Source organism: Kitasatospora nipponensis, assembly GCF_039528135.1.
Taxonomy (GTDB): domain Bacteria; phylum Actinomycetota; class Actinomycetes; order Streptomycetales; family Streptomycetaceae; genus Kitasatospora; species Kitasatospora nipponensis.
The window spans coordinates 107,847-126,315 of record NZ_BAAALF010000002.1 but is presented as its reverse complement, the minus strand read 5'-3'; the positions used below and the strand labels follow the sequence as shown (position 1 = coordinate 126,315).

At 73.3% G+C, this 18,469-nt stretch carries 12 protein-coding genes and 1 pseudogene; 8 read left to right on the top strand and 5 right to left on the bottom strand.

Annotation, left to right across the window (positions count from 1 at the left end; translation table 11 throughout):
- Nucleotides 1-2: 2 nt before the first annotated feature.
- Nucleotides 3-1,859, bottom strand: a complete 1,857-nt coding sequence (locus ABD323_RS01360) for an ABC transporter ATP-binding protein (RefSeq protein WP_344438048.1) — start codon at nt 1,857-1,859, stop codon at nt 3-5.
- 152 nt (nt 1,860-2,011) lie between these two features.
- On the bottom strand, nt 2,012-3,745 hold the full coding sequence (locus ABD323_RS01355) for an ABC transporter ATP-binding protein (protein WP_344437985.1): 1,734 nt from the start codon (nt 3,743-3,745) through the stop codon (nt 2,012-2,014).
- Between the two features lie 300 nt (nt 3,746-4,045).
- On the opposite strand from ABD323_RS01355, the gene ABD323_RS01350 reads away from it, so the two are divergent.
- The 4 genes from ABD323_RS01350 (at nt 4,046) to ABD323_RS01335 (ending at nt 8,880) form a co-directional block, all read left to right on the top strand.
- A complete protein-coding gene (locus ABD323_RS01350; protein WP_344437983.1) occupies nt 4,046-5,959 on the top strand; it encodes an AMP-dependent synthetase/ligase in 1,914 nt (637 codons plus the stop codon).
- Between the two features lie 57 nt (nt 5,960-6,016).
- Nucleotides 6,017-7,246: a radical SAM family heme chaperone HemW gene (hemW, locus tag ABD323_RS01345; RefSeq protein ID WP_344437981.1), complete on the top strand. Its 1,230-nt coding sequence runs from the start codon at nt 6,017-6,019 to the stop codon at nt 7,244-7,246.
- A gap of 141 nt (nt 7,247-7,387) precedes the next feature.
- Entirely contained in the window at nt 7,388-8,212 is an 825-nt protein-coding gene (locus tag ABD323_RS01340; protein WP_344437979.1) for an RNA polymerase sigma factor, read from the top strand.
- Complete coding sequence (locus ABD323_RS01335) at nt 8,209-8,880, top strand: hypothetical protein (protein WP_344437977.1); 672 nt, start codon at nt 8,209-8,211, stop codon at nt 8,878-8,880. The genes ABD323_RS01340 and ABD323_RS01335 overlap by 4 nt, the downstream gene beginning before the upstream one ends.
- On the opposite strand, the gene ABD323_RS01330 is transcribed toward ABD323_RS01335, so the two are convergent.
- The 3 genes from ABD323_RS01330 to htpX form a co-directional block, all read right to left on the bottom strand.
- The gene (locus tag ABD323_RS01330) at nt 8,861-9,691 is read right to left on the bottom strand and encodes a DUF3097 domain-containing protein (RefSeq protein WP_344437974.1); all 831 of its coding nucleotides are present in this window, start codon (nt 9,689-9,691) and stop codon (nt 8,861-8,863) included. The two genes, ABD323_RS01335 and ABD323_RS01330, sit on opposite strands and share 20 nt — an antisense overlap.
- 38 nt (nt 9,692-9,729) lie before the next feature.
- A complete protein-coding gene (pspAB, locus tag ABD323_RS01325) occupies nt 9,730-10,314 on the bottom strand; it encodes a PspA-associated protein PspAB (RefSeq protein WP_344437972.1) in 585 nt (194 codons plus the stop codon).
- An 88-nt stretch (nt 10,315-10,402) separates the two neighbouring features.
- On the bottom strand, nt 10,403-11,329 hold the full coding sequence (gene htpX / locus ABD323_RS01320) for a zinc metalloprotease HtpX (protein WP_344437970.1): 927 nt from the start codon (nt 11,327-11,329) through the stop codon (nt 10,403-10,405).
- A gap of 464 nt (nt 11,330-11,793) precedes the next feature.
- On the opposite strand from htpX, the gene hrcA reads away from it, so the two are divergent.
- The 4 genes and pseudogenes from hrcA (at nt 11,794) to ABD323_RS01300 (ending at nt 18,441) form a co-directional block, all read left to right on the top strand.
- On the top strand, nt 11,794-12,822 hold the full coding sequence (gene hrcA, locus ABD323_RS01315; RefSeq protein ID WP_344438046.1) for a heat-inducible transcriptional repressor HrcA: 1,029 nt from the start codon (nt 11,794-11,796) through the stop codon (nt 12,820-12,822).
- 70 nt (nt 12,823-12,892) lie between these two features.
- Entirely contained in the window at nt 12,893-14,032 is a 1,140-nt protein-coding gene (gene dnaJ / locus ABD323_RS01310; protein WP_344437968.1) for a molecular chaperone DnaJ, read from the top strand.
- Nucleotides 14,033-14,188: 156 nt separating this feature from the next.
- Nucleotides 14,189-14,935 (top strand): annotated as a pseudogene (locus ABD323_RS01305) (16S rRNA (uracil(1498)-N(3))-methyltransferase); the annotation flags it as partial.
- A gap of 224 nt (nt 14,936-15,159) precedes the next feature.
- Nucleotides 15,160-18,441: a S41 family peptidase gene (locus ABD323_RS01300; protein WP_344437966.1), complete on the top strand. Its 3,282-nt coding sequence runs from the start codon at nt 15,160-15,162 to the stop codon at nt 18,439-18,441.
- Nucleotides 18,442-18,469 lie beyond the last annotated feature (28 nt).

Sequence of the window (18,469 nt, the reverse complement as noted above, 5' to 3'; positions counted from 1 at the left end):
CATCAGTCCATCTCGGCGACGGCCTGGGCGAACTGGGCCTGGTAGAGACGGGCGTAGGCGCCCTCGGCGGCGATCAGCTCGTCGTGCGAGCCCTGCTCGACGATCGCGCCGTCCTCCATCACCAGGATCACGTCGGCGTCGCGGATGGTGGAGAGGCGGTGCGCGATGACGAAGCTGGTGCGGCCGGTGCGCAGCCGGGCCATGGCGCGCTGGATGAGCACCTCGGTCCGGGTGTCCACCGAGCTGGTCGCCTCGTCCAGCACCAGGATGCTCGGCTGCGACAGGAAGGCCCGGGCGATGGTGATCAGCTGCTTCTCGCCGGCGCTGACACCGGTGCCCTCGTCGTCGATCACCGTGTCGTAGCCCTCCGGCAGGGTGCGCACGAAGCGGTCGACGTGGGCGGCCCTGGCCGCCTCGACGACCTGCTCGCGGGTGGCGCCGGAGGAGCCGTAGGCGATGTTCTCGGCGATCGTGCCGCCGAAGAGCCAGGTGTCCTGCAGCACCATGCCGATGCCGGAGCGCAGCTCCTCGCGCGACATCGCCGCGATGTCGACGTCGTCCAGCGTGATCCGCCCGCCGCTGACGTCGTAGAACCGCATCAGCAGGTTGACCAGGGTGGTCTTGCCCGCGCCGGTGGGACCGACGATGGCGACCGTCTGGCCGGGCTCGACCTTCAGCGACAGGTCCGAGATCAGCGGCTTGGCGGGGTCGTAGCGGAACGCGACGTCCTCGAAGGCGACCAGCCCGCGCAGCTCGGCGGGGCGCTCGGGGTGCTGCGGCTCGGGGGACTGCTCCGGGGCGTCCAGCAGCTCGAAGACCCGCTCGGCCGAGGCGACGCCGGACTGCACCAGGTTGGCCATGCTGGCCACCTGGGTGAGCGGCTGGCTGAACTGCCGCGAGTACTGGATGAAGGCCTGCACGTCGCCGATCGAGAGCGCGCCGCTGGCCACCCGCAGACCGCCGACCACCGCGACCAGCACGTAGTTGAGGTTGCCGATGAACATCATCGCGGGCTGGATGATCCCGGAGATGAACTGGGCCTTGAAGCTGGAGGCGAAGAGCGCCTCGTTCTCCTCGCGGAAGGTCTGCGCCGACTCCTTCTGCCGCCCGAAGACCTTCACCAGGCTGTGCCCGGTGTACATCTCCTCGATGTGCGCGTTGAGCTTGCCGGTGGTCTTCCACTGGGCGACGAACTGCGGTTGGGCGCGCTTGCCGACCCGGGCGGCGACCACCACCGACAGCGGCACCGAGATCAGCGCGATCAGGGCCAGCAGCCAGGAGATCCAGAACATCATCGCCAGCACGCCGACGATGGTGAGCAGCGAGTTCACCACCTGGCCCATGGTCTGACCCATGGACTGGCCGACGTTGTCGATGTCGTTGGTGACCCGGCTGAGCACCTCGCCGCGGGCCTGCTTGTCGAAGTAGCTGAGCGGCAGCCGGGAGAGCTTGGCGTCCACGTCGGCGCGCAGCCGGTTGACGGTCCGGTTGATCACCCGGGCGGCGAGCCGGCCCTGGATGATGCCGAAGACGGCCGAGGCCACGTAGATGCCCAGCACCCAGAGCAGGACGCTGCCGATCGCCCCGAAGTCGATGCTCTGGCCCGGGGTGAAGTGCAGCGAGCGCAGCAGGTCGGCCTGCTTGCCGCCGCCCGCCAGGATCTTGTCCAGGACCTGCTGCGAGGTGATGTTGTGGCCCACCACGCCGGCGAAGATCAGGTCGGTCGCCCGGCCGAGGATCTTCGGTCCTATCACCGCGCAGCCGACGCTGAGGACCCCCAGCGCGATCATGCCGGTCAGGGCCGCCCGCTCGGGGCGCAGCAGCCCCAGCAGGCGGCGGCTGGAGCCCTTGAAGTCCATCGACTTCTCGGCGCCCTGGGCGCCCGCGAAGCGGCCGACGCCGCCCGGTCCGCGCCGGGCGGCCGCCTCCTGCGAACCTGCGATCTTGCCTGCGGGCTGCGGGCCCGGAGCCTTGCCGTCGGCCTGCGGGCCGGCGGGCTTCTGCGGGGTGGTCACGCCGCCTCCTGCTCGGTGAGCTGGGAGAGCACGATCTCCCGGTACGTCGGGTTGTCGGCCATCAGCTCGTGGTGCGTTCCGCTGCCGACCACCGCACCCTCATCCAGGACGATGATCCGATCGGCGTCCCGGATGGTGCTCACGCGCTGGGCGACGATCACCACCGTCGCGTCGGCGGTCTCCTGGGCCAGCGCGGCCCGCAGCCGGGCGTCGGTGGCGTAGTCGAGCGCGGAGAACGAGTCGTCGAAGAGGTAGATCTCCGGCCGGCGCACCAGGGCCCGGGCGATCGCGAGCCGCTGGCGCTGGCCGCCGGAGACGTTGCTCCCGCCCTGCGCGATCGCCGCCTGCAGGCCGCCGTCCAGGCGCTCCACGAAGTCCCTGGCCTGCGCGGTCTCCAGGGCCGCCCAGAGCTCCTCGTCGGTCGCGTCCGGGCGGCCGTAGCGCAGGTTGCTGGCGACCGTCCCGGTGAAGAGGTACGGCTTCTGCGGGACCAGCCCGACCTTCTCGGCCAGCAGGGCCGGTGCGACCTGGCGCACGTCGACACCGTTGACCCACACCTCGCCGTCGGTGGCGTCGAAGAGCCGCGGGATCAGCCCGAGGAGCGTGCTCTTGCCGCTGCCGGTGCTGCCGATCACCGCGGTGGTCTCGCCCGGCCGGGCGGTGAGGTCGATCCCGCGCAGCACCGGCGCCTCGGCGCCGGGGTAGCGGAAGCCCACCGCGCGCAGTTCGAGGTGGCCGTGCGAGAGCAGCTCGGTGACCGGCGCGCTCGGCGGCACGACGCTCGACTCGGTGTCGAGCACCTCGACGATGCGCTCGGCGCAGACCTCGGCGCGCGGCACCATCATGAACATGAAGGTGGCCATCATGACGCTCATCAGGATCTGCAGCAGGTAGGAGAGGAACGCGGTGAGGGCGCCGATCTGCATGCTGCCGCTGTCGATCCGGTGGGCGCCGAACCAGAGCACGGCCACGCTGGAGACGTTCACCACCAGCATCACGCTGGGGAACATGAACGCCATCAGGCGGGCGGTGCGCAGCGAGACGGCGGTGAGGTCGTCGTTGGCCCCGCCGAAGCGGGCCTGCTCGTGGTCGTCCTTGACGAAGGCCCGGATCACCCGGATGCCGGAGATCTGCTCGCGCAGGATCCGGTTGACGCCGTCGACCCGCACCTGCATGGTGCGGAAGAGCGGCCGCAGCTTGCGGATCAGCACCAGGACGATGGCGCCCAGGGCCGGGACCACCACGACCAGCAGGCTGGAGAGCGGGACGTCCTGGTTGAGGGCCATCACGATGCCGCCCACGCACATGATCGGTGCGGCGACCATGAGCGTGAACGTCATCAGGACCAGCATCTGGACCTGCTGCACGTCGTTGGTGGTGCGGGTGATGAGCGAGGGTGCGCCGAAGTGGCCCAGCTCACGGGCCGAGAAGCTCTGCACCCGATCGAAGACCGAGGCCCGCAGGTCGCGACCGACGGCCATGGCGGTCCGGGCCCCGAAGTACACCGCGCCGATCGAGCAGAGCACCTGGGCGAGCGTGACGGCGATCATCACACCGCCGATGCGCATGATGTAGCCGGTGTCCCCCTTGATGACGCCGTTGTCGATGATGTCGGCGTTCAGGGTCGGCAGGTAGAGCGTGGCGATCGTGGACACGAGCTGGAGCAGGATCAGGAGGTAGACGGGTTTGGCGTAGGGCCCCAGATGGGACCTGAGAAGTCGGATCAGCACTCGGACACTCTCGTTGTCGACAGGAGGATTCGCACCCTCCGACGGGAGGATTCGCATCCTCATTCTCGGTCTTTCGCCGGTCGCCGCACGGGATTATCGTGATCCGACCGCTGGACTTGCCCTGTCTTTTGCACTATTGCGTCGCTGGTGTGCCAGAGCACCGTGCCCTCTTACATCGGCGCCCCCGAACCCCTAGGCTGTCGGCAGTCTTGTTACCCACGGGTTAACAAGACCCTCGGGCGGTCCACCCCCCATTCCGCTCCCCCCACCCTCGGCCACCTGGCTCCCCCGGAGGTCTCGTTGAGTTCAGCGCAGTCCGTCATCGGCTCCGACAAGATCGCCGGTCGTCCCACCTCGGTGGCACACCTGTTCCTCAGCAGGGTAGAGGCCACCCCTGACGGCGAGGCCTACCGGTTCCCCGTTCCGGTCGACGAGCACGCGGCCGACGGTGCCCCGGGTGCGGAGCAGTGGCGCTCGCTCACCTGGGGGCAGACCGCGGTCCGGGTCAAGAACCTCGCCGCCGGCCTGATGGCGCTGGGGATCGGCTCGGAGGACCGGGTCGCGATCGCCTCCTCGACCCGGGTCGAGTGGATCCTGGCGGACCTGGCCAACATGTGCGCCGGCGCGGCCACCACGACGGTCTACCCGAGCACCAACGCGGACGAGACGGCCTTCATCCTGGCCAACTCCGAGAGCAAGGCGGTCTTCGCGGAGAACGCCACCCAGCTGGCCAAGGTGGTCGCCCAGCGCGAGCAGCTGCCCGCACTGGGCCAGGTGATCCTCTTCGACGCACCCGCCGAGCCGCCGGCGGCCGAGGGGCTGGAGGTCGTCACGCTGGCCGAGCTCGAGGAGCGCGGCGCCGCGTACCTCAAGCAGCACCCGGACGCCGTCCAGCAGGCCGTCGACGCCCTGGACCGCGAACAGCTCGCCACCCTGATCTACACCTCCGGCACCACCGGCCGCCCCAAGGGCGTGCGGCTGGTCCACGACTGCTGGGCCTACGAGGGCGTGGCGCAGCAGGAGAGCGGCCTGCTGCGGGCCGAGGACGTGCAGTTCATGTGGCTGCCGCTCTCGCACGTCTTCGGCAAGACCCTGATCTCGGGGCAGATCGCCACCGGCCACGTGATGGCGGTGGACGGTCGGGTCGACCGGATCATCCACAACCTGCCGGTCATCCGGCCGACCCTGATGGCCTCCGCGCCGCGGATCTTCGAGAAGGTCTACAACGGCATCGCGGGCCGGGCCAGGGCCGAGGGCGGCGCCAAGTACAAGATCTTCCTCTGGGCGGCCAAGGTGGCCCGCACCTACGCCCAGACCACCCAGGCCAACCGGATCGCCACCGGCCGCGACAGCGCGCCGCTGGGCCTGAGCCTGCAGCACGCGATCGCCGACAAGCTCGTGTACGCCAAGATCCGCGCCGCCTTCGGCGGCCGGCTGCGCGGCTCGGTCTCCGGCAGCGCCGCACTGGCCCCCGAGATCGGCTACTTCTTCCTGGGCGCCGGCGTGCCGATCCTGGAGGGCTACGGCCTGACCGAGACCAGCGCCGGCTCGACCGTCAACCGCGCCGAGGACGTCCGGGTCGGCACCGTCGGCATGCCGCTGCCGGGCACCGAGGTCCGGATCGCCGAGGACGGCGAGATCCTGCTGCGCGGCCCCGGCGTGATGCGCGGCTACCACCAGCTTCCCGAGCAGACCGCCGAGGTGCTGGAGCCGGACGGCTGGTTCCACACGGGCGACATCGGCGAGCTGGGCAAGGACGGCTACCTCCGGATCACGGACCGCAAGAAGGACATGTTCAAGACCTCCGGCGGCAAGTACGTCGCCCCCAGCGAGGTCGAGGGCAAGTTCAAGGCGATCTGCCCCTTCGTCAGCAACATCCTGGTGATCGGCAACGGGCGCAACTACTGCACGGCGTTGATCTCGCTGGACGAGACGGTGATCATGCCGTGGGCGGCCGAGCGGTCGCTGGGCAAGAAGAGCTACGCCGAGGTGGTCGGTTCGCCCGAGGTGCGGGAGCTGGTGGAGGGCTTCGTCAAGAAGCTCAACGTCGAGCTGCAGCGCTGGCAGACGATCAAGAAGTTCACCATCCTGCCGCGCGACCTGGACATCGAGCACGGCGAGCTGACCCCGAGCCTGAAGATCAAGCGCCCGGTGGTCGAGCGGACCTACGCGGACGCCGTCGCCGAGATGTACACGGGCGCCAACGAGGCCTGAGCACCCGGGGGCCGGGGACCGGCGCGGGGGACCGCGCCGGTACCGGACAATGGAGCCATGCCCTCCGCACTTCCCGACGGTGAACCCGTGCCGTCCGACGGTTCGCTGCCCGCCCACGCCCTGAAGGGCCTGGGCGAGCGGCCGTTCGGGTTCTACCTGCACGTGCCCTACTGCGCCACCCGCTGCGGGTACTGCGACTTCAACACCTACACCGCCACCGAGCTGCGTTCTTCGGGTGCGGTGGCCTCGCAGGAGACCTACGCGCAGAACCTGGTCGCCGAGGTCCGGCTCGCCCGCTCGGTGCTGGGCGCCGTCGAGCTGCCGGTGCGCACGGTCTTCCTGGGTGGCGGCACCCCGACCCTGCTGCCGGCCCGCGACCTGGTGGCGATGCTCGCCGCGATCCGCGAGGAGTTCGGGCTGGCCCCGGACGCCGAGGTCACCACCGAGGCGAACCCCGAGTCGGTCGACCCGCACTACCTGGCCGAACTGCGCGAGGGCGGCTTCAACCGGATCTCCTTCGGCATGCAGAGCGCCCGCCCGCACGTGCTGCGGGTGCTGGACCGCCACCACACCCCGGGCCGCCCCGAGGCGTGCGTCGCCGAGGCCCGCGCGGCCGGCTTCGAGCACGTCAACCTGGACCTGATCTACGGCACCCCGGGGGAGTCCGACGACGACTGGCGGGCCTCGCTGGAGGCGGCGATCGGCGCCGGACCGGACCACGTCTCGGCCTACTCGCTGATCGTCGAGGACGGCACCCGGCTGGCCGCCCGGATCCGGCGCGGCGAACTGCCGATGGTCGACGACGACGTGCACGCCGACCGCTACCTGATCGCCGAGCAGGCGCTGACGGCGGCCGGCTACCACTGGTACGAGGTCTCCAACTGGGCGAGCAGCGAGGCCGGGCGCTGCCGGCACAACGAGCTCTACTGGACCGGCGCCGACTGGTGGGGCGCCGGCCCGGGGGCGCACAGCCACGTCGGGGGCGTGCGGTGGTGGAACGCCAAGCACCCGGCCGCCTACGCGCAGGCGCTGGCCGAGGGGCGCACCCCCGCCCTGGGCCGTGAGGTGCTGCCCGCCGAGGACCAGCGGGTGGAGCGGATCCTGCTGGAGCTGCGGCTGGTCGAGGGGTGCCCGCTGGACCTGCTCGGGCCGGCCGGGCTGCGCGCCGCCGAGCGGGCGCTGGCGGACGGCCTGCTGCGGGCGGAGGCCTACGCGGCGGGGCGCGCCGCGCTGACGCTGCGCGGGCGGCTGCTCGCGGACGCGGTGGTCCGCGACCTGGTGGACTGACGGCGGGGGCCCGGCGGGTCGGCGGCGGCCGGGGTGGGGCGGGCGCGCGGGGTTCGGCGGAGGGCGATGAAACGCTTTCGGCTCGATCGGCCAAGTAGTGGATGAGGGACCGCACAGCGTCCCAGCCACCAGGAGGCCAGCATGCGACACCGCCAGCAGAACGCCCGAGGGGACGGCGCGTGGGCGGGCGCCGGCCCGCCGACGCCACCCTTCCCGCCGCCGCCCGAGCGTGCCCGGCCCGCGCCCGTGCTGACCACCACCGAGGGCTTCACCGCCTTCTACCGCGAGCACGTCGACGCCGTCCTCGGCTTCGTCACCCGCCGGGTGACCGACCCCAACCTCGCCGCCGACCTCACCGCGGACGTCTTCGTCGCCGCCCTGGAGGCCGCCCCCGGGTACCGCCCGGACAAGGGCGTGCCGATCGCCTGGCTCTACGGCATCGCCCGGCACGTCCTGGCCGGCCACGCGAGGGGCAGCGCGCGTGAGCGTGGCGCACTCAGCCGGTTGAGCGGCCGCCGCCTGCTGGACGAGGAGGACCTCGCCGCGCTGGAGGAGCGGATCGACGCCGAGCGCGCCGCCCGCGCCCTGGCGCTGCGGCACAGGGCGCTCTCCGAGCCGCTGCGCGCCGTCCTCGACCTGATGACCGTCGACGGACTGAACCAGGCCGAGACGGCCCAGGCCCTGGGCATCAGCCGGGCCACCGTGCGGGTCCGCCTGCACCGCGCCCGCCGGCTGCTGCGCGCCGACGATCTGCGGGCCGATGCCGCCGGGCCCCCAATCTCCGGGCCCCTGCCGTCCGGGCCCCTGCCGTCCGGGCCCCTGCGGCCCGGGCCCCTGCCGTCCGATGCGCTGCCGTCCGGGGGCAGGCCCTCCAGCTCCCGGCCCGCCGCCTCCCCGGCCCTTCCGGTCCCTCGGCGTGCCGCCGCCCGCACCACCCCTGACCCCCTCATGGAGAGTGCCCCGTGAACGCCACACGCAACACCACCAGCAAGTTCGAGCAGCGCCTCGCGGAGGAGCTCGCCCTGCTCGCCGCCCAGCGCTACGACGCGCTCCCTCCGCCGCGCCGGCCGCTCTTCAGCCGCGACCAGGTCTACCGGCACCGCGTGCCGCTGGCCGTCGCGGGCGTCGCGGCCGTCACCGTGGCGGCGGTGGTCCTGCCCACCGTGCTGGGCGGCGAGGACGGCGGCGCCGCGGCCTACGCGGTGACCCGCGAGAGCGACGGGACGTTCGTGGTGGCGCTCTGGAAGGCCGGCGCCCTGCCGGACCTGGTCGAGGAGTTGCGCAGGGACGGCGTGCCCGTGGTCGGCCTGCAGGAGAGCCCGGCGCAGGCCGAGGCCTGCCACAGCCCGCTGCCGCCGCAGGCCGCGTACTGGAGTTCGGAGCACCGGGTCGGTGACGCCCCCGGGACGGTGCGGATCGATCCGACCCGGATTCCCTCGGGGGCCACGCTCCTGCTGCTCAGCGAGGTGTTCTCCGGCCCCGGCGCTCCGCCGGCCGCCGTCATGACGGGCCGGATCGTCAACTCGATCCCGGACTGCTTCGGTCCCGCCCTGATGGGGATGTCCGTGCCCGAGGAGTCCCCGACCCCGGTCGACACCGCTACTCCCGCGCTGGTCAGCTCCCCGGCTGGGTGACGAAGTCGATCAGTTCCTCCACCCGGCCCAGCAGCGTCGGCTCCAGGTCCCGAAAGGAGTTCACCGAGGCGAGGATCCGCTTCCAGGCGGCGGGCGTGTCCACCGGCCAGCCCAGGCGCCGGCAGATGCCCTCCTTCCATACCTCCCCGTACGGCACGTCGGGCCAGCCGGGGATCCCCACACGGGCCGGTTTGACGGCCTGCCAGATGTCGATGAACGGGTGACCCACCACCAGGACGGCGTCACCGGTGACCTGGGCGGCGATCCGATGCTCCTTGGTACCGGGGAGCAGGTGGTCCACCAGCACGCCGAGGCGGCGGCCGCCGCCGGGGGCGAACTTGTCGACGATCGCCGGCAGATCGTCGATTCCCTCCAGGTACTCCACCACGACGCCCTCGATCCGCAGGTCGTCGCCCCAGACCCGCTCGACGAGCTCGGCGTCGTGGCGGCCCTCCACGTAGATCCGCGACTCCCGCGCGACCCTGGCTCGGGCGCCCGGCACCGCCACCGAGCCCGAGGCCGTCCGCGCGGGGCCCCGGGCCGAGGCGCTCCTGCCCGGGCGGACCAGGGTGACGACCTTGCCCTCCAGCAGGAAGCCACGCGGGACCATCGGGAAGACCCGGTGCTTGCCGAACCGGTCCTCCAGGGTCACCGTCAGGCCCTCGGCCGTCTTCTCGCAGCGCACGACGGCGCCGCAGAAGCCGCTGACGGCCTCCTCGACCACCAGGTCGCGGTCGGCCGCCACCTCGGGCGCGGGCTGCTGCCGCTTCCACGGCGGGGTGAGGTCGGGACCGTACTGAGTGCTGCGCATGGGAGGAACTATAGGAAGGTCCGACGGGCCGTCAGCCGTCACAGGCCGGGCGCGCCCCAGACCGGGAACCAGCGGCTCAGGTCCGACTCCACCCGCAGGTCGTCGCCGAGCATCGCCTTGACCTGGAGTTCGAGCGGGCTGTTGCGGCGCTCCCCGCCCCCGGGCATCGGGGCGAAGGGGTAGAACGTCCCGCGCTTGTAGAGGTAGACCAGGGCCAGCGACTGGCCGGCCTCGTTGCGGAAGGCGACCAGGGAGCAGAGCAGCTGCGGGCCGAAGCCGTTGGCCTCCAGCTCGCTGTTGACCGCGTGCAGGTCGTTGACCAGCTCCGGCAGCTCCTGCGGGGTGTGCCGGGCCAGCAGCCAGGAGTAGCCGTAGTCGTCGCGGCTGGCCTCCACGGGGACCCCGCCGTTCGGCGTGTCGGCGTCCAGCAGCGCCCGCACCTGGCGTTCCACCTCGCCGAACGCCCCGCCCTCGACCGCGGCGAAGCAGACCGAGCCCAGTCCGGTCGGGGTGAAGCCGGCCGCGGCCTCCAGGGTCAGGGCGGCCGACGGCACCCCGAAGAGCTGGTCGAGGTCCGGTCGGACCGGCTTGCTCCGGCCGAGCAGCGCGTCCAGGAATCCCACGAGTCGTTCCTTCCTCAGCAGTGCGGGTGGTGCGAGCAGTGCGGGTGGGTGGTGCGGGGCACCGCGGCGGGCGCCGGGGAGCAGGTGCTCAGCGGCCCAGTTCGGCGGAGATCTTGGCCAGCTGCGCCAGCCGCTGCTCCAGCGAGGGGTGGGTGGACATCAGCTGGGTGGCGGCCTCGCGCGCGCTGATCGCGGGCGCGAAGTAGAAGGCGTTGTAGGGCTGGGCCTGGCGCAGGTCCTTGGTCGGGATCGCGGCGATCTGCCCGGTCACCTTGGTCAGCGCGGAGGCCAGCGCGCTGGGCCGGCCGGTGAGCTGCGCGGCGGCGCGGTCGGCGGCCAGCTCGCGGTAGCGCGAGAGCACCCGGGTCAGCAGGAAGCTGATCGCGTACACCACCATGCTGACCAGCGGGATGATGATCATCGCGATCGCGGCGTTGCTGTCGTTGTTGTTGTTCCGGTTGCCGCCGCCCATCATCCCGCTGTAGAAGGCGATGCGGGTGATCGCGCCGGCCAGCACCCCGAGGAAGCCGGCCACCGTCATCACCGCGACGTCCCGGTGGGCGACGTGCGAGAGCTCGTGCGCCAGCACGCCCTCCAGCTCCTCCGGCTCCAGGCGGCGCAGCAGCCCGGTGGTCACGCAGACGACCGACTTCTGCGGGTTGCGGCCGGTGGCGAAGGCGTTGGGCATGTCGTTGTCCGCCACCGCGACCCGCGGCTTGGGCATGTCGGCCAGGGCGCAGAGCCGGTCAATGGTGCCGTGCAGCTGCGGGTACTGCTCCGGGGTGACCTCGTGGGCGCCCATCGCCCGTTCGGTGATCTTGTCGCTGAACCAGAACTGGGCGACGAACAGCCCGCCCGAGAGCAGGACGATCAGCGGCCAGGCTCCGCGCAGCAACACGATGAGCACACCGGTGAAGCCCACGTAGAGCAGCCCGATCAGGAACATCGTGGTGACCATCCGCCCGGTGAGTCCACGGTCGGGAGCGAAGCGGGTGTGGGGGCCGGACGCCGACATGGCTGCTCCTCGGTACGTCAGTCGCGGTCGCTATCGATGCTGCCACTTCACCCGGCCCCAGGCACCACCCCTGCCGCACTGCGGCACACCCGGGTGTGTCGTGGTGCGGCCGAGCCGAGGGGGCCGCGAACGTGATCCTCGCGGCATCCCGGGCCGGGGCGTTCCTGCTGTCGGGCCCGGGCCTTACACTGGCAGGTACGGTTTTGGCACTCTGGCGAGCAGAGTGCCAAACCAGCCGAAAGCCACCGCAAGACCTGGTACCAGGACAACGCGCGAAGAGGGAGGTGCGTGCCATGTTCGACGAAGCCGAGTCCGATTCCCGTGCGTCCGACCCCCACCGGTCGGATTCCAGCCGGTCGGAGTCCGGCCGGTCCGGCCCCGGTGCCGCGGCTCCCGCCGCTGCCGCCCGGTCCGCCGCGGCCCGCCCCGCCGTCGCCCGCGCGGGTGGCAGCGAGGTGAGCCGGCTGGACGTCCGCCAGCTCGACGAGCGCAAGCTCGCCGTGCTCCGCGCGATCGTGCAGGACTACGTGGGCACCGAGGAGCCGGTCGGCTCCAAGGCCCTGGTCGAGCGGCACAACCTCGGCGTCTCGCCCGCCACCGTGCGCAACGACATGGCCACCCTCGAAGAGGACGGCTACATCCACCAGCCGCACACCAGCGCCGGCCGGATCCCGACCGACAAGGGCTACCGGCTCTTCGTCGACCGGCTGGCCGAGGTCAAGCCGATGACCGCCCCCGAGCGCCGGGCGATCCGGCACTTCCTGGACGGCGCGGTCGACCTCGACGACGTGGTGGCGCGCACGGTGCGCCTGCTCGCCCAGCTGACCCGGCAGGTCGCGGTGGTCCAGTACCCCTCGCTGACCCGCTCCACGGTCCGCCACGTCGAGCTGGTCGCCCTCGCGCCCACCAAGGTCATGCTGGTGCTGATCACCAACACCGGCCGGGTCGAGCAGCGGATGGTCGACTGCCCGGGCCCGGTGGGGGAGACCACCCTGGCGGACCTGCGCGCCCGGCTGAACGCCAAGGCCGGCGGCAGACGCTTCCCCGACGTACCGGCCCTGGTCGAGGACCTGCCCTCGTCCTTCGAGCCCTCCGAGCGCCCGATGGTGACCACCGTCCTGTCCACGCTCTTCGAGTCCCTGGTGGAGCAGAACGAGGAGCGGATCATGCTGGCCGGCACGGCCAACCTGACCCGCTTCGGCCACGACTTCCCGCTCACCATCCAGCCCGTGCTCGAGGCGCTGGAGGAGCAGGTGGTGCTGCTGCGCCTGCTGGGCGAGACCACCGAGGCCGGCATGACCGTGCGGATCGGCCGGGAGAACGAGTACGAGGGCCTGAATTCCACCTCGGTCGTCTCGGTCGGTTACGGTTCGGGCGACGAGAGCGTGGCCAAGCTCGGGGTGATCGGTCCCACCAGGATGGACTACCCCGGCACGATGGGAGCAGTGCGAGCGGTGGCACGGTACGTGGGTCAGATCCTGGCCGAGTCGTAAGAGAACCACCTACTACATTTAGTAGGACCCAGTCGCAGCACTTCTAGAGGCGGAACAAGCGGAGCATTTGGTGGCCACGGACTACTACGCGGTACTCGGCGTCCGACGGGATGCGGGGCAGGACGAGATCAAGAAGGCGTTCCGGCGCCTTGCCCGTGAACTGCACCCGGACGTCAACCCGGACCCGAAGACGCAGGAGCGGTTCAAGGAGATCAACGCCGCCTACGAGGTGCTCTCCGACCCGCAGAAGCGCCAGGTCTACGACCTGGGCGGCGACCCGCTGTCGCCGAACGGCGGCGGCGCGGGCGGCTTCGGCGCGGGCGCGGCGGGCTTCGGCTTCTCCGACATCATGGACGCCTTCTTCGGCGCCGCCTCCGGTCAGCGCGGCCCGCGCTCGCGCACCCGGCGCGGCCAGGACGCCATGATCCGCCTGGAGATCACCCTGGAGGAGGCCGCCTTCGGCACCACCAAGGAACTCCAGGTCGACACCGCCGTCACCTGCACCACGTGCAGCGGTGAGGGCGCCGCCCCCGGTACCTCCGCGCAGACCTGTGACATGTGTCGCGGCAAGGGCGAGGTCTCGCAGGTCACCCGGTCCTTCCTGGGCCAGGTCATGACCTCCCGCCCCTGCCCGCAGTGCCAGGGCTTCGGCACCGTGGTCCCCACCCCGTGCCCCGAGTGCGCGGGCGACGGCCGGGTCCGCGCCCGGCGCACCCTCACGGTCAAGATCCCCGCCGGTGTCGACAACGGCACCCGGATCCAGCTGGCCGGCGAGGGCGAGGTCGGCCCCGGCGGCGGCCCGGCCGGCGACCTCTACGTGGAGATCGCCGAGACCAGTCACCCGACCTTCCAGCGCCGCGGCGACGACCTGCACTGCACGGTCACCATCCCGATGACCGCCGCCTCGCTCGGCACCCAGGTGCCGCTGCAGACGCTGGACGGTCTGGAGGAGGTCGACATCCGGCCCGGCACCCAGTCCGGCCAGTCGATCCCACTGCACGGACGGGGCGTCACCCACCTGCGCGGGGGTGGCCGGGGCGACCTGATAGTGCATGTCGAGGTGCAGACGCCGACCAAGCTCGACCCCGAGATGGAGGACCTGCTGCGCCGCCTGGCGGTGCTGCGCGGCGAGGAGCGGCCGTCGGGCCACTTCGCGCCGGGCCAGCAGGGCCTCTTCTCCCGGCTGAAGGACGCCTTCAACGGTCGCTGACCGGCCCGGGCGGTCCCGCTCGGCCCGAGGCGACCGGCGGCCACCGCCCACCGGTCGCGAGCAGGGCGCCCGCCCGCTCCACCGTCTGCCGTGTGCAGCCCCGGATCCCCGATCCGGGGCTGCACACGTTCCCACCACCGCGCGCGAGGAATCCCCATGACCGCACCCGTCTTCGTCGTCGACAGCGCCCGGCTGACCGCCGCCGGACCCGGCGCCGACGTCCGCCTCGAGGGCCCCGAGGGCCGGCACGCCGTCGCCGTGAAGCGCCTGGCGGTCGGCGAGGCGGTCACCCTGACCGACGGTCAGGGCCACGGCGGCCACGGGGTGGTGACCGCCGTGCACGGCAAGGAGGCGCTGGACGTGCGGCTCGAGGTGGTGCTCGCCGAGCCCCGCCCGCAGCCGTGGATCACCGTGGTCCAGGCGCTGCCCAAGGGGGAGCGGGGCGAGCTGGCGGTGGAGACGATGACCGAGGTCGGCGTCGACGCGGTGATCCCCTGGTCCGCCTCGCGCTGCATCACTCAGTGGAAGGGCGAGCGCGGCGCCAAGGCGCTGGCCAAGTGGCGCTCCACCGCGCGCGAGGCGGGCAAGCAGTCCCGCCGGCTGCGCTTCCCCGAGGTGCACGAGCCGATGACGACCCGCCAGCTGGCGCCGCTGCTGGCCGCCGCCGCCTTCGCGGCCGTGCTGCACGAGGAGGGCGCCGAGCCGCTGGCCACCGCCGAGCTGCCGGCCACCGGCGAGCTGGTGCTGGTCGTGGGCCCGGAGGGCGGGGTGAGCCCCGAGGAGCTGGCCGCCTTCGCCGAGGCCGGCGCCCGCCCCTACCGGCTGGGCCCCTCGGTGCTGCGCACCTCCACCGCCGGTGTGGCGGCCGGCGCGCTGCTGCTGGGCCGCATCGCCCGCTGGTCCTGGCCCGCCCCCGCCCCCGCCCCCCCCCCCGCCCCCCCCCCCCCCCCCCCGGGGGCCCCCCCCCCCCCCCCCCCCGGGCGCCACCGCCCGCTGGTCCTGACCCGCCCCCGACCGGGCCCCCGACCCGGCCCCCGGCCCCGATCCGCGGGGCCCGCGGCCCGCCACGCCGCCGAGCCGCCGGAAAGCACTTCTCCCCGGCCCGGCGCGGTGCATAACCTGGCGCGGTGACGGAACCTGAGAACACCCCCGCCGGTGCCTATCTGCGCCACCCGGACATCCACGGCGAGCTGGTGGCCTTTGTGGCCGAGGACGACATCTGGCTCGCCCCGGTCGCCGGCGGCCGGGCCTGGCGACTGACCGCCGACCGCGTCCCGGTCTCCCATCCGCGCTTCTCCCCGGACGGCCGGCAGATCGCCTGGACCTCCACCCGCGACGGTTCCGCGGAGATCTACACCGCGCCGGTCGACGGCGGCGAGGCCCGCCGGCTCACCCACTGGGGAGCCACCACCAGGACCCTGCTGCGCGGCTGGACCCGCGAGGGCGAACCGGTCGCGATCACCAGCGCGGGCCAGCCGACCATCCGTCAGGCCTGGGCCTTCGCACTCCCGCTGGACGGCGGCGAGGCGCGCCGGCTGCCGTACGGGCCCGTCGGCGCGCTGGCCTTCGAGCCGGACGGCGAGCGCACCCTGCTGCTCTCCGCCTACAGCATGGAGCCGGCCCGCTGGAAGCGGTACCGCGGCGGCACCGCCGGCAAGCTCTGGGTCGGCGCGCCGGGCGGCGAGTTCCACCGGCTGCACGAGGAGCTGGACGGCAACATCGAGTCCCCGATGTGGCTGGCCGAGGACCCGCGCCCATCGGGCGACGGGCAGGGCGGCCACCTGGCCTTCCTCAGCGACCACGACGGCACCGGCCGGCTCTACTCCAGCCGCCCGGACGGCACCGCGCTGCGCTGCCACACCCCCGCGGACCCCGCCGACCCCGGGGCGCCCGGCTTCTACGCCCGCGGCGCGAGCACCGACGGCCGCCGGGTCGTCTGGCACGGTGCCGGTGACCTGTGGCTGCTGGAGGGCCTGCACGCCGGCGCCGAACCGCGCCGCCTGGACATCCGGTTGGCCGGTCCGCGCACCGGACGGCGCCGCCACCCGGTGGCCGCGACCGGTCGGGTGGAGAGCGCCGCCCCGGACGCCACCGCCCGGGCGCTGGCCGTGGTGGTGCGCGGCACCGTGCACTGGCTGACCCACCGCGAGGGCCCGGCCCGGGTGCTGGACGAGACCCCGGGCGCCCGCGCCCGGCTGGCCGCGGTCGTCCCGCCGAGCGGCGAGGGCAGCACGCAGGGCGCGCTCTGGATCACCGACGCCGAGGGGGACGACGCGCTGGAGTACGCCCCCGACGCCCTGGGCACCGAGCGCCGCCGGCTGGCCCAGGGCCTGCTCGGCCGGGTGCTCTCGCTGGAGGTCTCGCCGGACGGCCGGCGGGTGGCGCTGGCCGCGCACGACGGCCGGGTGCTGCTGCTCACCCTCGCCGACGGCACGGTGCGCGAGCTGGCCCGCAGCGCCGACGGCGAGGTCGACGGTCTGGTCTTCGCCCCCGACTCGGCCTGGCTGGCCTGGTCGCAGCCGACGCTCGGCCCCTGGTCGCTGCGCCAGATCATGCTGGCCGACCTGGCCGGCGGCACGGTCGCCGAGGCCACCCCGCAGCGCTTCGTCGACACCTCGCCGGCCTTCACCGCGGACGGCCGGCACCTGGCCTTCCTCTCGATGCGCAACTTCGACCCGGTCTACGACGCCCACTCCTTCGACCTGGGCTTCCCGACCGGCGGCCGGCCGTACCTGATCACGCTGGCCGCCACCACCCCCTCGCCGTTCGGCCCGCTGCGCGCCGGGCGCCCGGTGGATCCGGCGGAGGACAAGGAGGACGAGAAGGCGGGCGCCGACGAGGCCGTGGTGCCCGCCACCCTGGTGGACCTGGCGGGCCTGGCCGACCGGATCGTCCCGTTCCCGGTGGAGGGCGGCCGGTTCGGCGCGCTGCGGGCGGCCAAGGACGGCGTGCTCTGGACCCGCTACCCGGTGGTCGGCGAGCTCGGTGACGACGCGGCCGCCCCCGACGACGAGCGCCCCGGCCCGGTGCTGGAGCGTTACGACCTGCGCAAGCTGCGGGTCGAGCAGCTGGTGGACAGCCTGGAGGCCTTCGCGGTGAGCGGCGACGGCAGCCGGCTGGCGGTGCTGGACGGCGGCGAGCTGCGGATCGTGCCGGCCGACCACAAGGCGGCCGAGGAGGACGAGACCCAGGTCGGCCTGGAGCGGGTGCGGGTCACCGTCGACCCGGCGGCCGAGTGGCGGCAGATGTTCGACGAGAACGGCCGCCTGATGCGCGACAACTACTGGCGCGCCGACCTCGGCGGCTTCGACTGGTCCGGCGCGCTGGCCCGCTACCGCCCGCTGGTGGAGCGGCTCGGCTCGCACGACGACCTGGTCGACCTGCTCTGGGAGGTGGTCGGCGAGCTCGGTACCTCGCACGCCTACGTCAGCCCGCCCGGCGTGGGCACCGACGCGGCCCGCCGCCAGGGCCTGCTCGGCGCCGACCTGGTCCGCGCCGGCGAGGAGTGGCAGGTGGCCCGGATCCTGCCCGGCGAGTCCTCCGACCCGCGGGCCCGCTCGCCGCTGGCCGCCCCCGGCGTGGCGATGCGCGCGGGCGATGTGCTGCTGGCGGTCAACGGCCGCCCGGTCGACCCGGTGACCGGTCCGGCGCCGCTGCTGGCCGGCACCGCCGGGCAGCCCGTCGAGCTGACCGTGCGGCACGCCGACGGCAGCACCCGCCACCCGGTGGTCGTCCCGCTCGCCGACGACCAGGCGCTGCGCTACCACGACTGGGTGGCCGGCCGGCGCGCCGCCGTCCGCGAGCTCTCGGGCGGCCGGCTGGGGTACCTGCACATCCCCGACATGGCCAGCGCCGGCTGGGCCCAGCTCCACCGCGACCTGCGGGTGGAGATGGCCCGCGAGGGCCTGCTGGTGGACCTGCGGGCGAACCGCGGCGGCCACACCTCGCAGCTGATCGTCGAGAAGCTGGCCCGCCGGATCGTCGGCTGGGGCCGGGCCCGCGACCTGGCGACCGCCGACCCCTACCCGGGCGACGCCCCGCGCGGCCCGGTGGTGGCGCTGGCCGACGAGCACGCGGGCTCGGACGGCGACATCGTCAACGCCGCGATCCAGGCGCTGGGCATCGGCCCGGTGGTCGGCACCCGCACCTGGGGCGGGGTGATCGGCATCGACAGCCGCTACAGCCTGGTGGACGGCACCGCGGTCACCCAGCCCAAGTACGCGATCTGGCTGGAGGGCTACGGCTGGGGGGTGGAGAACCGCGGCGTCACCCCGGACGTCGAGGTGCCCTTCGCCCCGCACCACTGGGCGGCCGGTCAGGACCCGCAGCTGGCCGAGGCGGTCCGGATCGCGCTGGAGGGCCTGGCCCGCACCCCGGCCCGCACCCCTCCGCCGCTGCCGGAGCTCTGAGCGGCGCGTCGGCGGGGGGGGGCTCCCC